Origin of the sequence: Pelosinus sp. sgz500959 (genome assembly GCF_042610375.1) — a bacterium.
Lineage (GTDB): Bacteria > Bacillota > Negativicutes > DSM-13327 > DSM-13327 > CTSoil-075.
Genome location: NZ_JBGJZL010000012.1, coordinates 45,591 through 60,759 on the forward strand (window position 1 = coordinate 45,591; position 15,169 = coordinate 60,759).

The 15,169-nt window shown below is 38.3% G+C and carries 12 protein-coding genes and 1 other annotated feature; of the genes, 9 read left to right on the plus strand and 3 right to left on the minus strand.

The genetic code is table 11. From position 1 onward, the window contains the following. Positions 1–32: 32 nt before the first annotated feature. The gene (locus tag ACAN52_RS17245; RefSeq protein WP_378956187.1) at positions 33–1,184 is read right to left on the minus strand and encodes a hypothetical protein; all 1,152 of its coding nucleotides are present in this window, start codon (positions 1,182–1,184) and stop codon (positions 33–35) included. 76 nt (positions 1,185–1,260) lie between these two features. Further along, positions 1,261–1,497 (minus strand) — a binding site (T-box leader). Between the two features lie 348 nt (positions 1,498–1,845). Between ACAN52_RS17245 and ACAN52_RS17250 the strand changes: the two genes are divergently transcribed. From ACAN52_RS17250 to ACAN52_RS17290, 9 genes are all read left to right on the plus strand, one after another. Beyond that, the gene (locus ACAN52_RS17250; protein WP_378956256.1) at positions 1,846–2,358 is read left to right on the plus strand and encodes a chemotaxis protein CheW; all 513 of its coding nucleotides are present in this window, start codon (positions 1,846–1,848) and stop codon (positions 2,356–2,358) included. Positions 2,359–2,372: 14 nt separating this feature from the next. Then, the gene (locus ACAN52_RS17255) at positions 2,373–2,756 is read left to right on the plus strand and encodes a hypothetical protein (RefSeq protein ID WP_378956188.1); all 384 of its coding nucleotides are present in this window, start codon (positions 2,373–2,375) and stop codon (positions 2,754–2,756) included. A gap of 73 nt (positions 2,757–2,829) precedes the next feature. After that, positions 2,830–4,776 (plus strand): methyl-accepting chemotaxis protein, encoded by a 1,947-nt coding sequence (locus ACAN52_RS17260; RefSeq protein WP_378956189.1) that lies wholly within the window; start codon positions 2,830–2,832, stop codon positions 4,774–4,776. 58 nt (positions 4,777–4,834) lie between these two features. Next, positions 4,835–5,869, plus strand: a complete 1,035-nt coding sequence (cheB, locus tag ACAN52_RS17265) for a chemotaxis-specific protein-glutamate methyltransferase CheB (protein WP_378956190.1) — start codon at positions 4,835–4,837, stop codon at positions 5,867–5,869. After that, positions 5,866–7,401 (plus strand): CheR family methyltransferase, encoded by a 1,536-nt coding sequence (locus tag ACAN52_RS17270; protein ID WP_378956192.1) that lies wholly within the window; start codon positions 5,866–5,868, stop codon positions 7,399–7,401. Before cheB ends, ACAN52_RS17270 begins: the two co-directional genes overlap by 4 nt. Before the next feature lie 30 nt (positions 7,402–7,431). Further along, positions 7,432–9,657, plus strand: a complete 2,226-nt coding sequence (locus tag ACAN52_RS17275) for a response regulator (RefSeq protein WP_378956193.1) — start codon at positions 7,432–7,434, stop codon at positions 9,655–9,657. Between the two features lie 27 nt (positions 9,658–9,684). After that, the gene (locus ACAN52_RS17280; RefSeq protein ID WP_378956194.1) at positions 9,685–11,355 is read left to right on the plus strand and encodes a diguanylate cyclase; all 1,671 of its coding nucleotides are present in this window, start codon (positions 9,685–9,687) and stop codon (positions 11,353–11,355) included. Positions 11,356–11,361: 6 nt separating this feature from the next. Further along, the gene (locus ACAN52_RS17285; RefSeq protein ID WP_378956195.1) at positions 11,362–11,730 is read left to right on the plus strand and encodes a response regulator; all 369 of its coding nucleotides are present in this window, start codon (positions 11,362–11,364) and stop codon (positions 11,728–11,730) included. Positions 11,731–11,784: 54 nt separating this feature from the next. Then, a complete protein-coding gene (locus ACAN52_RS17290; RefSeq protein ID WP_378956196.1) occupies positions 11,785–12,288 on the plus strand; it encodes a DUF456 domain-containing protein in 504 nt (167 codons plus the stop codon). 102 nt (positions 12,289–12,390) lie between these two features. Here ACAN52_RS17290 and ACAN52_RS17295 read toward each other — a convergent pair whose 3' ends face one another. Both ACAN52_RS17295 and ACAN52_RS17300 read right to left on the minus strand, forming a co-directional pair. Further along, the gene (locus ACAN52_RS17295) at positions 12,391–13,671 is read right to left on the minus strand and encodes an MFS transporter (protein WP_378956197.1); all 1,281 of its coding nucleotides are present in this window, start codon (positions 13,669–13,671) and stop codon (positions 12,391–12,393) included. Between the two features lie 57 nt (positions 13,672–13,728). Next, positions 13,729–14,952, minus strand: coding sequence for an amidohydrolase family protein (locus ACAN52_RS17300; protein WP_378956198.1), 1,224 nt, complete (start codon positions 14,950–14,952; stop codon positions 13,729–13,731). Between the last annotated feature and the right edge of the window lie 217 nt (positions 14,953–15,169).

Sequence of the window (15,169 nt, forward strand, 5' to 3'; positions counted from 1 at the left end):
CATGAGTTTTTTAGATTTTAAAATAGTTCAGTTTAAACAGCTTTATCAAGTGTCTGTTCTCTCCGCAGCTTAGCGTTTTTTCTGATTTTTATTGTACCGACAATAATTTCTGGAAGCAAAACAAAGAATAGGCCAATATAACCAACGGAACCATATCCCTTGACAACGATGTTGGTTAAACCAAATACAGAGATACCTGTGCATAATACAATGGTAATAAGAGAAATAGCGATTCTACGGGTTCTCAAGCTTTTTAAAATATCTTTTTTAATCAACACAGGTTCGAAGCGAGCGACTGTAGAAAATATCAAAGAAATTGCCGTACCGAGCAATGCCACAAATAAAATAACACTATATAAGATTTTCAGCCAAGGCAAGGCAAGTTTTGTCGTAACAAAGTATACCGGTAATGTCTGGTTAAGAACTTCTGGGGAAAAACCTAATAGCATGATACAAATAATTGCCAAAAATGCGCCGTTTAGAATCGTACCAAATAGCATAAACCGATTACAATCTTTAGTCGTTTTAATGTGATGTGAGACGGAAATAATAGGTAGCACCGTAAAAGCTTGAAAGCCAATGTAGATGAGCATATGCCAAACCGCATCTCCCCAACTGGTGCCAAAAGTTTCATGAGTAGCCAAAACACGTTGAAAATTAAAAGCACCCATTTGAATACCTAGTACGCAGAGAATCAGAAGGGTAATGATTATAAAATAAGTTTTAAGATTTAAGACTTTAACAATTAACTCACTGCCAAATATAGTCAATAACAGTAACACAATTCCTACAGCTACTATACCTATTCCATATGGAATATCCAAAGAACTCTTTAATAAGGCGCCTGAACCTGCAATCGAAGTACTTACGCCACAAATAATCAACATGATAAAGCCAAATTCAAAGACCATGGAGAAATATTTTTCATAAGGATGAAAAAGGGCATCACAGAAGCTTTTATAGTCATAGGTCTTATAGTCTTTAGCTAAGACAAGGGCATTACGATGACCCCATCCTAAAAGAATCATGGCAACCAATGGGAGGAAAAGTGAATACCACCCATATTTTACAAAATAGTTAACTTCTTGGTTGCCTGTAGCAAAGCCTCCGCCACTATGAGTTGCAAACCACACAGCTGCCATGGCAAATGCTGTTCCTATTGAACCAGATTTTTGATTTCCCATAATTATCATCCTTTTTTTATTATTTTTAGCAATGGGGATTTTAGGACATAGAAAAGCCCCTATTGACATACACGTCAATAGGGGCGACAATATCGCGGTACCACCCTACATTAGGCTCTTAATTCAACCATACTAACGTAATGGCTGATATCCTATAACGTGGATGCACGCTTTCACTTAAATAAGTTTAATTCTTACATTCAGCAAAAGAATTCATGGGCGAGTTTCGCAAAGAATATCTGTACCGGTTTTCACCAACCACCGGTTCTCTGAGACAGAAGAATAGTTGCTTTTTCCCAATCATTATTTTTAATCCATTTAAATTTTTGTAAACATTACACGCCTGCAGGACGAAGTAATTATTATATTAGTATACTTACTAAGGTTTTGTCAACATAATAATAAAGTTTTATAAGTTGGTAGTAAAAAAATAATTTCAATGTCTTTTTGTAAAAGACATTGAAATAAAGTGATAAATTATGACTACCCAATAAAAGAAGGATGAAAACATTACGAATTATTTAATAAACTGCTAGTCTTGCTTAATTTAATTTTATGCTAAATGCTCAATAGTGCAGGAAAAGAAATTCAGTGCATTGAATGTATAGATAAAAGTTCTTCATATTATTAGTTGATGAAGTAGATTGGAAGTGAGAAATTGATGACGGAAGAATTGCTAAAAAGCGACTCTATACTTGATGAAATTAAAAATTGGGAGCTGGCAGAAAAAATAATCGAAGTCGATGAAAAACAAGTCAAGTTGGTTATTTTTTCTCTTGATCATCATGTATTTGCTTTTTTAGGTACAGAAGTACGTGAAATATTACCAGCAGATGGAATTACTTGGATTCCTGGTGCAACAGAATTTATTCCTGGCGTGATCAATATCCGCGGTGATATAGAAGCTGTGATTGATTTAAGGCAGGTTTTAGGATTTGCCGATACACGAAAAAAACAAGGATTTTTTATTATGGCTCAGGCAAATGAGCAAAGCAATGCAATATTGGTAGATTCGATTATTGATGTTTTAGATGTACCTGTTTCAACTCTTAACCAACCAATGATAAACTTAGATATTAAATTGAGCCAATTGATTATGAATCAATTGGAATCTAATGGCAAAGTAGTGAGTATTTTATCAGTTAGTCGTATAGTTGATCAGGTGGTCGTTTGAAGAAGGATAGTATTATGAGACAAAGAGAACTGCAATTACTTGTTTTTAGAATGGATGAAACTTGCTATGGAATTGATGCAGATCAGGTTGCTTGCTTGCAAAACTATGATCCTGAGCAGAAAGTACTCAAATTTCATGAATTAGTTGGTGGCAAATCTACAATCTATGTGACCCCTAAAATGCTTATGGTAAAAAAGCGAGTAACTTATCCTCCTGTGCTAATTAATGAACCAGAAGATATGATTTGCATAGGGAGTAAAGAAATTCGCCCTGTTCCGGTTTTAATGGCACACGCAGCCCATTCCAGTGGTGTATGGGGCATAGTCCCGTGCAAACAAGGTATGATCCTTCTTTTTGATTTTTATAAAAACAGTTTTTTTTGCCAGCCCTGCATGTAATGCAATATCGGTCTGGTATTTTTTAATCAGGATTGTCATTAATTAATAAAAAATAATGTTGGGTGGAATAAAAATGAGCGTCAATTGGAAAACAGTAATTTTTTCTCCAGGAGCTAAGTTTCTTCAAAAACTCAAGTTTTTTCAAAAAATATTAGTTTTAGTTACAATTATGTTAATTGCAATTTGTGTGCAGAGTTATTTCTTGCATGTAGAGATGAAAAAAGTCACAGATTTTGCAAGTCAAGAACGTAAAGGCGTTCAATATATGGTTCCTTTATCTGAAGTATTAATTGAGTTATCAGGTAAAGTGATAAATGATGTATCTGGATCAAAGATTGAGCAACAAATACGAGTGATCGAAAAAAATGATGCAAACTTAGGTATGGAATTAAATACAACCCCAGTTTGGAATGAATTGAAACCGTTATTACAAAAAAATATTTCAAGTAGCGATGGGCTTGCGCGTGAAGCCGCGATCAATAAAACATTAGAACTCATTGCTGTTGTGGGGGATAGTTCAAACCTTGTACTTGATCCTGACATGGATAGTTATTATATTATGGATGCAGTTAATTTTAAGTATCCAAATATCATTAGCAAGAGCAATCAACTTTCATCCATAGCAATGGACAGTTTATCAAAATCTCAAAGGACAGTTGATGATCAAATTAAAACAGCTATAGTTGAAGGCGCTATTCGGTCGACTTTTGATGCTACTAAGATAGGAATCAAGAAAGCTTCTGATACAAATACCACTTTAACAAATGGAATACAAGTATTCAACGAGTCTGAAACGGCTACGATGGATTTACTAAAAGTTATTGATGATAATAGTGTTGGAAAGCAGCAATTAATCATTAACCGCGTAAAAATAGCCAATGATAAAAATGCTGCTGCATACCGGTTATATTTGCAACAATTGGATACTTTGCTCGCCAAGAGAATAAATGATGCGAATTCTCATAACTTCAATATTTTTGCAATCGTGTTGATTGTATTAGTGATTACGGCTTATCTCATAATCGCATTTTATTTCTCGCTAAAAGAAACCATCGCTGAAATTCTTACTGGAGTAAAGTTTAACAATGATTTAACGTGGCGTGTTCGCTTAGTCAGTATGGATGAAATCGGCGATGTAGCAAGATGGATTAATAGTCTTTTGCAGCAGCTCCATCAGACAATCAGTAAAGTTGCCAATGAGACTGACAAGGTAAATGCCTATGCAGGTAATACCGCCGAAACAGTGGAGCAACAGGTTAGTTTTTCTTTAGAACTTTCTAGTTCAGTCACGGAAATTTCTGCCACCATGGAAGAATTTGCTTCTTCTAGTTTTCAAATTTCTGCTCACAGTCAGGGCGTGGCTACGATTGCTGATGAAACTTTAGAACGAAGTCGGCAAGGGGTTGCTGACGTAGAAGCATTGATGGATAAAATGAATGAAATCAACCGAGACAATCAAAGAAGTATTCAAGAAATCGAAGCACTCGGCGAAAAATCCCAAGAAATTAATAAGGTGATGGAGATTATTAATAACATCGCCAATCAAACTCGCCTGATTGCCTTTAACGCAGCGTTGGAAGCCGCGAGCGCTGGTGAAGCTGGAAAACGATTTGGGGTTGTAGCCGTAGAAATTCGTCATTTAGCTGATAGTGTAATGGAGTCCGTCAAGGAAATTGAGACAAGAACGAATGAAATTATGAAAGCGGTGAATCGACAGGTCATTACTTCGGAGAAAAACGCCAAAGGAATTCAGGAAGGTTTCGACTATTCTCGCCGGACTGTTTCCATTATGCATGAAATTCAAGATACAGCTGAACAGACAACAGATGCTGTTCACCAAATATCCCTTTCTATACAGCAGCAGCAAACTGCTAGTGAACAGGTAGTAGAAGCTTTGCGACAGATTCAAGATGGAACAAAAGAAAACTCTGAAATGATACAACAAACAAATCGTGTAAGTAAGGACCTCGCTACATTGGCAGAAGAACTGAAACGGCTGATTGAAATTTTCAAACTATAATTTTTTACGAAAGCAGAAGGAAATAGTTGCTCGAAAATAGTGTGTTTGGAGTGATCTGATGAGTAGTGAAAAAAACAGTGTGCGAGTTTTAGTCGTTGAAGATAGCCCATTAGTGAGTGAAATTATGATCGGAATTTTATCATCTGATCCAAGAATAAAAGTTATCGGTACCGCAATGAATGGAGTCGAAGGTATTAGACTTGCTAAGGTTTTACGCCCGGACTTAATTACAATGGACATTGAGATGCCTGTAATGGGGGGATTAGATGCGATTGAAGTGATTATGAGGGAGTGTCCAACTCCCATTTTAGTTGTTACATCACGTTCAGATGCTCGGTTAGCCTATGAAGCAATCAGCAGAGGAGCATTGGAAGTGATCGAGAAACCTGTTTTTGATGAGGTGGATTGCTCTCAATTTATTCGTAAAATTAAAATTCTTGCCAGAGTACAAGTCATTCGGCATATCACTGGAAAAACGTCCATTGGACAGGGAATGATGAGTGAAAGGGGAAAAACAATCAACAGTGCTCATGGCCGTAAAATTGTAGCAATTGCTTCCTCCTTAGGTGGTCCGAAGGTTTTGGAAAAAATTTTTTCTCGTCTCACAGCAGATTTTCCTCTGCCTATTGTTGTAGCACAACATATTACTGCAGGATTTGCCGTAGGATTTGCAGACTGGCTGAATCAGAAAACATCCCTCAAAGTACAGATTGCTTTCTCAGGGGCTGTACCTAAATCCGGCGAAGTTTTGATTGCACCTCCAGAATACAATATGTTTCTTACAAAAACAGGAATTATTGAGTTGCTACCTATTTTATCTCATCAGATCTATCATCCGTCTTGCGATACATTATTGTGTTCTGCAGCAGAAATTTATGATAGGGCGGCCATTGGTATTATTTTGACTGGTATGGGTGATGATGGAGTGAAAGGGATACAAAAAATTAAAGCCGCCGGTGGCATGACAATCGCTCAGGACAAGGAGTCTTGCGCTGTATATAATATGCCCAGGCTTGTTGCTGAGAATGGTACTGCTGACTATATTTTAGCAGCAGAACACATTGCAGAAAAACTGATTAGGGTGGCACGATGATGATAGAAGATATGACAACAAAAAGGTTGAACAATCTCGATATTGAACCTTTCCGTTACATAATTAGCACACAATATGGAATGGTGTTTCGAGAAGAACGTAATCATGATATTAGAGAAGCAATCAAGAAACGTATGATGGCTCTCCATATGGAAAATACAACCGAATATTTGACATTGATAAAGTCCCAGGAAGAAGAATTTCTACTGCTGATTGGTCTACTTACAGTTAATGAAACCTATTTTTTTCGAGAATCAGCTCATCTAGATGTATTATCTAAACATTTAAAGAGAAGATTAACACTTTCCCATGGAAAGAAGCCTATTTTCCGTTTATTGAGTGCTGGTTGTTCAACGGGTGAAGAAGTCTATTCCCTTGCTATGACTCTGCTTCAAATCCCAGGCGCTGGACAGGAATGGGATTTTCACGTACTTGGTGTTGATGTTGATGTTTCTGCTGTTGAGAAGGCCCGAAGCGGTGTTTTTGGTCCATACTCTTTTCGTGCATGCCCTGAGGACCTTCGTTTACGCTATTTTGAGTCAGCAGCAGGCGGGAAGTTTCGCATCAATGACGTTGTGCGGGAAAAAGTTGAATTTGCAGTCGTCAATTTATGTACACCTATCTATCCAGCTTCAATGGAAAAAATGGATATTATTTTTTATCGCAATGTGTCTATTTATTTTTCTAAGGAATGGCAACAAGAACTTTTTAGCCGTTTAGCTGAACTTTTAAACGCTGATGGCTTACTGTTCGTTAGTTCAACGGAAATGCTTAATTACAATACCAACTCATTAAATGTAGTGAATACCAATTCAGCTTTTTATTACAAAAAACAAAGCTCTATGCACACTAATGAGCAGCATAAGATTCCGCCAATGTCCAGTACAGGACGCAGATCCTTATCACCCCCCGCGATTTCCCAACGAAATCATGTCAACAAAACTACTGGCCAAATGAGTGAAGCACCTCCGAAAAAATATTCTTTCGGAGTAGCCAATACCACAGCTCACCATTTACACAAATTTGATCATGCATTAGAAATGGCTCAGGCTAAACAATATGAGAAAGCATTGATAGTATTAGAAGAAATAATTATGGCCGATCCTTCATTTAGTAAAGGCTATTGTTTACAAGCAAGTATTCTGCTCAATCAGCAAAAGGCGGGTTTGGCTATGGACATTTGTTTGAAGGTATTGTCATTGGATTCTTTTTGTCTAGAAGCATACTTATTGTTAGGTATGGCGGCGCGCATGGAAGGACAGGCCCATGAGGCATTACGTCGTTTCAAAGAGGCGGTTTATCTGCAATCGGATTGTTGGCTAGCTCACTTTTATATGGCAGAGATATTTCAGTCACGGCAAGAAATGTTACTTGCACGGCGTGAATATGAAATTACGGAAAAAATTCTCAGCCAGGGTACGATTGAAAAACATGGTTTAACCTTTTTCCCTATTGCTTTTCAAACTGACCAGTTTATCCAGCTTTGTCAGCACCATTTGAAAAAACTGGATGAAACTATTAAGCATGTTTGATTTGTTTTGGAGAGGGGTAGGAGAATTTGTATGGCATTAAATATATCGAAATTTCTAGTTAAGTTTGCAGAAGAAGCTTCGGAGCATTGTAGCCAGTTAGAATCAGGGTTATTATCTTTGGAGTCAGAGTCGAATTTGTCAGCGACGATTGACACCATATTTCGGAGCGCTCATACAATCAAAGGAACAGCCAAGATGCTTAAACTAGGTCCCATTGCAGAAGTAGCCCATCGCATGGAAGATGTATTGGATGATCTGCGTAAAGATAAGTTATCTTTTTCGAAAGAATTGTCTGATCTCCTCTTAGAAGGAGTTGACGCCATTCGTGCTTTAGTAGCCGAAGTTGCAGCCAGCAAACCTTTGATAGATGTACTCCCTTCCATTTGTGAAAAACTTGAATTGGCTGTGAGTGTGAATAAAGAACCTGAAATAGCAACGGAAACTGCAGATACAGAACTCATGGTTGTAAGATCAGAAACACTTCCTGATAACAGGTCGTTATCAGGAACCGACAACAATAAGGATGAAAAAAATGCTAAAAGTGAAACTGCTTCTATCAGCGATATTGTACGTATTCGCGGCGATAAATTAGATGATTTAATCAAACTTATGGGCGAAATGATTGGGCAGAATTACCGAAAAAGACAACGTATTGTAGAGCTAAGTGATATTGTCCGATTATCGGCGCAAAACATGAATTTATTAAAGATGATCAATGAAGCTGATACGGAGGACTGCAAGGAACTCGCCCTTGGTACCCTTGCTTTGCATAATCAATTGATACAACTTCAGGGGTCATTAAGAGATGATACGGCCAGGGAAGATCATTTGACCAGTGAACTGCAAGAGCATTCTCTAAAGATGAGGATGGTCCCACTGTCAACGATTTTTGATGTTTTTCATCGGTCTGTACGTGACCTGGCTAGAGAGACAGGAAAGGAAGTTGACTTAAAGATTGATGGAGGAGACACTGAATTAGACCGAAAAATGATCGACCAGATTGGTGACTCTCTGCTTCATATGATTCGCAATGCAATCGACCATGGGATTGAAACGCCCGATGTGCGTACACTCGTGGGAAAAAATAAACATGGTACAATTTACTTAAGGGCTTATTATGATTCGGGTGGAGTATCCATCATTCTGCAAGATGATGGAGCAGGAATTTCACTAGATAAAATAAAAGAAATTGCCTTGAAGCGGCAGGTCGTATCGGAAACAACGATTACTAAAATGACCGAACGAGAAGTGATGGAACTAATCTTTATGCCTGGTTTCAGTACAAGTCCAATTATTACAGATCTATCTGGACGTGGTGTAGGAATGGATGTTGTACGAAAAAGTATTGTTGATCATCTCAAAGGTTCGATTCAAATTAATACTCGTACAGGAAAAGGGACGACCTTTTTCTTAAAAGTTCCAGTTACATTAGCATTGTCGCGTATGCTTTTGGTTTCTGCAGGAAATCATAGATTTGCTCTGCCCGTACAATTTATTCAAGAAGTTTTATCGATACAATCAGTTGAGATTGTTAACGTGATCAATAAACGTGCTGTGCGTTTGCGTGAACAAATTATTCCTGTCGAAGAATTACAAAGCTTACTGAGATGTCCAGGTGCCGCATCACATCAGCAAAAGGAAATGTTAATTGTTATCGTTTATTCTGGAATTGAGAAGCTTGGTCTGATTGTAGATGCTATTTTAGATGAAGCGGATATGGTGATCAAACCCTTGCCAATTAGTTTGAAGGAACTTCGATTGGCATCCGGCGTTATAATCGATAGTAACAACGCTATCGTTAGCGTACTAAATATCGGATCATTAATTAAAACAGCTCGTGAAGTTCGCCCAGATCCAGTATCAATTATGACAACGGCTCAGGAAAAGAAACAGAAAAAGATACTGGTTGTCGATGATTCGATTAATACTAGTGAACTTGAAAAAAGTATTCTCGAAGCCTATGGTTACAGTGTTGATCTAGCAGATAATGGAATGGCAGCACTGGAGAAAATTAACCAACGTATGTATGATGCCATTATTACTGATGTGGAAATGCCGCATCTTGATGGCTTTAGCCTTACAATGCGTTTACGCCAAGATGAACGCTATCGGGAAGTACCCATTATCATTGTTACATCCCGTGCGCGTGATGAAGATAAAAGGCGTGGTATTCAGCTAGGGGCTAATGCCTATATCGTAAAAGGGTCTTTTGACCAAAACAATCTGATTGAGACCGTCCAGAACTTGATAGGATAGTTTAGATAATTATAAGGAAGATGTTGTATGACAGAAGTAAAAAAATCAGTTAGTGAGCGGATGAAAATTCTCCGCGCTACTTATGCTCGGGAACTGTCGGGTAAGGTTGGCGGGATTGAAGATGAATGGCGAGTTTTCCTAATTTCAGATGACTATCAAACTCATATACATAATCTCATCCGATCTTTTCACACATTAGCAGGATCGACCGCTTCTTTTGGTTATCGTCATCTAAGTGAGGTAGCGCGCAAAGGAGAGGAATTTTTAAAATCCACAATAGAAGATGGAAAGATCTCTAAAATGATTGAGCAGGAGATCAATATTTGTCTGCAAAATATGAAACAGCTTTGTAAATATCAGCAAGTTCAGAAACACATAGAATTTTCAGTGGAAAATACTTCTGCTGAAAGTCCTAGTGATCAGCAGCGAGGAAAACGAATTATTTTTATAGTGGAAGATGATGTGCAATTAGCCACTAACATGACACTAGAATTAGAGTGCTTTGGGTATGATGTCATGACGTTTCATCATTTAAAAGAAATGGAACAGGCATTGCTGCACGTAACACCTGCAGCCATTATTATGGATATGGTTTTCCCAGAAGGCGATATAGCAGGAGCTAAAGCAATCAGCCGGTGGAGAGTCACTCTTGATCATCACATCCCAGTAGTTTTTATTTCACAAAGAAATGACATTATTTCACGTTTGGAAGCGGTAAAAGCTGGAAGTGATGCCTATTTCTTAAAACCAGTACGGGTTTCAGATTTAATCGATAAATTAGAGAACTTAATTAATAAAGTGGAACATGAGCCTTACCGGATTTTAATTGTCGATGACGATGAAGTATTGGCAGAATATCATTCTGTACTTTTAGAGCAGCATGGAATGCGGTCATGCATCGTGAATAACCCCTTAACGATATTAGAAAGCCTTAGTAAATATACATTCGACTTGATTCTACTTGACCTAACGATGCCCGGTTGCGATGGTCATAATTTGGCAAAAGTCATTCGGCAGGTCCCAGCCTATTTTAGTATCCCAATTGTTTTTTTGTCTGGAGAGACACAACTAGAAGTACAGCTCCAGGCAATGGGAACTGGTGGAGATGATTTCTTAACAAAACCTGTAGAACCTAAACATTTTATTTCATCTGTACGGATACGTGCCGAAAGGATGCGTATGTTGCGCTCTTTCATGGAATGTGACGGTCTGAGCGGCTTATATACTCATACTGTGATGAAAGGTCATATTGAGCAAGAATTTTTGCGATCGATGCGTAATAATAGTCCTCTTACTTTAGCTGTATTAGATTTGGATCACTTTAAAAGAGTAAATGACACTTATGGTCATGTTACAGGTGATATGGTCATTGTTGTATTAGCTCGCTTATTGAAGCAACGATTGCGCAGAACCGATATTATTGGGCGCATGGGGGGCGAAGAGTTTGCTGTAATTTTACCAGATACATCGATAGAGTTTGGATATAGAGTCATTGAAGACGTGCGCCGGAGTTTTGAACGTATAAGCCATCAAACACAGGACTGTTCTTTTTGTTCTACATTCAGTTGTGGAATTGCACAAATGCCTGGATATATCGATGAAATTAGCTTTTATAAAGCTGCAGACATGGCAATGTATGATGCAAAAGAAGCGGGCAGGAACCAAATTTGTATCGCAAAAAATGAGAGAATGGAGTGACAGAAAATGGGAAAGAAGCTTTTGGTAGTTGAAGATGATGAATTAATCAGAGAGATGATCGCCTTAGTCCTTGAAGCTGCAGAGTATGAGGTAGTGGGTGCTGAAAATGGTTTTGCGGCACTCAGTAAACTCGGTAATGATAATACCTTTAATGCAGTCATTTCTGATATGAATATGCCAGATATTACAGGTTTGGAGTTAATGGAACAAGTTCATGAAACGCTGCCTGATATGTCCTTTATCATCTTAACGGGTGAGAGTAATCAAGAGATCATTCAAAGTGCTTTAACTCAAGGGGCAAAGGCATGTATTATCAAAAGTGAAACTTTTGATACAGAAATTTTAGATGTTTTAAGTCAATTTGATTTTAATTAGAATAATGACTACAAAATCGAATGTATAGGAAAAAGTCTATGAAGGATGAAAGGTATGGAATTGCTCATCAATGTATTATTTAGCTTACTGATCTTGAGCGGAGTCATCATGACCCTGATTGGTCTACCTGGGAATATCCTGATTGTGTTGACGGGACTGGCGTATAGTTATTATGACCATTTTGAGCATATCAATCATATTATTTTAGGTATTGTTATTGTTGTGTTTATTATGAGTGAATGCATTGACTTCGTGGCTGGGGTGATGGGTGCAAAAAAAGAAAAGGCCTCTAAACGCAGTATAGTGGCAGCATTTTTGGGTACTGTGCTAGGAGGTATCGGAGGAACTTTTGTTGTCCCCATTATCGGTTCAATAGTAGGGGCCTTATTAGGGGCATTTGCCGCTACTGCCCTGGCAGAATATACGAAAGAAAAAAATAAAGAACAGGCTAAACGAGTGGCAATGAGTGTTGTAAAAGGACAAGTATTTGGTATGATTCTCAAACTAATGACCGCAGTGGGGATGTCAATAACTCTACTTTCTCAAATAAAGTGGTGAATTTAAAATACTATATTTTCTATACGAAAAGCGTTCCCTATTCGTAGTTATATCCTGCGATTGGGGAACGCTTAACATGTTGTATTTATATTACATACTTGATTAACTTATTGTTTGTGTAATGGAGTTCTCAATTGTTATTCGCTGAGCTGTTAATGATCGGCACTTTATATCGCTATAAAGCAGAGCCATAAGAGATAGTATAATTAATGCAATACAAAGAAGCCATGCCATCTGATAAGATCCTGTTTTATCATAAATTACTGCGATTGCAGGAACAGACAAGGAGGCACCTAAATAGACACAGCGATTGACGTAACCATAAATCTCGCCGTAGTGCTTTGGACCAAACATCGCGGCAGTGATGACTGGCGGGCAAACTGTTCCGGTGCAAATACCTAGTCCGTAGAGAAAAGCCATGACATACATAAGGGGCTTGGATTCTGGAAACAACATGCAAGCAATAGAAAGAGCAAAGACTATACATATGTAGCTAGTTCCAATTTTGGTATCGAATTTATCATAAACCCAACCGAGAGAGATCTTGCCGAGGGTTACGGTAATCAAGAAAAAGGAAAGGATTCCTGCGGCAAAGGCTGTTCCATGCACATCAGCAAGGAAAGCAGCAAGCTGGCTTAGGGAGCCAAAACCTACAAAACACAGGCAAAACATACCAAATAAGTAAATCCAGAAAAAGTTATGGCGTTTTAATTCTTCAAGAGTGATGTTAAGTCCAATTTTAGCAACTGTGGTTTTTTGAGCTAAAGTAGTGACTTGATCTGCTCCATATGCTTTAAGACCCATATCTTCAGGGCATTTTTTCATAACAAAAACCATAGGTAAAGCAATAAATAGCATAGCGCCAGCAAAGACAAGATACGACGTTCTCCAGCCATAGTTTAGAATAATATTAGCCATGATCGGACTTATAATCGCACCACCAAATCCGCTACCTGCAAGGGCGATACTAATCGCTAAACCTCTTTTTTTGACAAACCAATTGGTAATAACAATCGAAATTGGTAAAGCGACTGCACCGCAGGAAAATGCCCCCATAAAGAAAGCGCTGATATAAAAATGAGTAATATTTTGTGCTAAGGCAAAGCTCGCGAAGGAAGCTGCTAGGCCGATTACGCAGAGGCTGTGAATGAGCCGAGTATTCTTTTGCGCTAACCATTTGCCTAAATAAGGTGATAAGAACACGGTTACTCCAGAAATAATGGTGCTGCATATGCCAAAGGCACTTCTAGTAAATCCCATATCAGTGGTAACAGGTTTTACGAATAGACCCCAACAAGTCGTTATGAGTGGATGTAACATGGCCATAATCATAACGCCACCAGCGACGATCCACCAGCCATAAAATATTTTTTTAGTATTCATTATATTCTTCTCCAATCAATTATTTGTAGCATCATCAAATTTCTCATATTGGATACTTTACATTTTATAGACATTTCCATCCTTCATAATAAAAGAAACATTCTTAAGAATCGAAATATCATCGAATGGGTTCTTATCAACTGCTACAATATCAGCAAATTTTCCGGGAGCGATAGTTCCAATTTTGTCATCCCAACGGAGCAATTCAGCGGCATAGCGGGTAGCACTGAGTAGGGTATCTGTATGCGAAATACCGGCTTGTACCATTAACTCAAATTCACGGGCCTGTGTACCATGGGGAGTTAAGGGTGTTCCACAATCAGTACCAAATACAATTCGCACGCCTGCATCATATGCTTGTTTTATGTTGGAAAGATGTGAACCAACCAAAGCAATTGCCTTTCTAACAGCAAAATCAGGAATGCCTGCGGCAGTACCTTTTTCCGCAATAACCTTTAAAACAATAAACGTAGGAACAATAGAAATGTTTTTTTCTACCATAATCTGTATGGTTTCCTCGTCAACTAATGTACAATGTTCAATGACGGATACACCTGCTAGAGCCGCTGCCTTGATGCCTGCTGTACCATGGGCATGGGCAGAGGTGATCTTAGCATGCATTTGGGCTACATCAACGGCTGCTCTGATTTCCTCGATGCTCATATTTTGTTCTCCAGGCTCATTACCAGGACTCAGAACACCGCCAGTAACCACTACTTTAATCTGGTCTGCACCATACTTTAGCATCAAACGTGCAGCGGCGCGAACTTCTTCAGGCCCGTTTGCAACATTACCCGACTTAAAGGTATTAAATCCCAATGTTTCGCCAGGATAACGAAAATCAAGATGTCCACCTGTTTGTGTAATATACATACCACTGGTGAAAATGCGCGGTCCAGGAAATACCCCTGTATTGATTGCATCACGTATGTTAGCACAACCTGTTATCGTAGGATATCCCTCATCACGAACCGTGGTAAAACCAGCCCAAAGATCCAATTGAGCATTTTTCATTCCTTTTATGGCAACAATCTCTGGTTGTTCACTTACCTCAACAAGGGACGTTTTACCACCAAAACCGAGATGTACATGGGTGTCAATCAAGCCAGGCAGGACAAATTTATCCGAAAGATCAATGATTTCGTCATCTGTATTAGGTATGAAGTTCTCAGCATTTTGCACTGAAGTTATTTTGGTATCGTCAATAATGATGACTGCATTTTCTTGTACGATTTCATCAACTGCACAGAATAGTTTTCCACATTTTATTATTTTTGACATAAATAATCCCTCTCTCTTTTAAAATAAATCATTCTTAACTACAAGGCCTCCTTTTGGTCACAGTATACTGCAATGATTTATTTTCCTGCCACCAATTTGCAGTTTAATGTTAAAATTTGAAATTATCAGTTATATTTAGCAATTAAGAAAAGACTTGGCTTGTGCCAAGTCCTCAGACGCAGGTAGAAGTCTTAGTCGCTCTTACTTGTAATCCTAG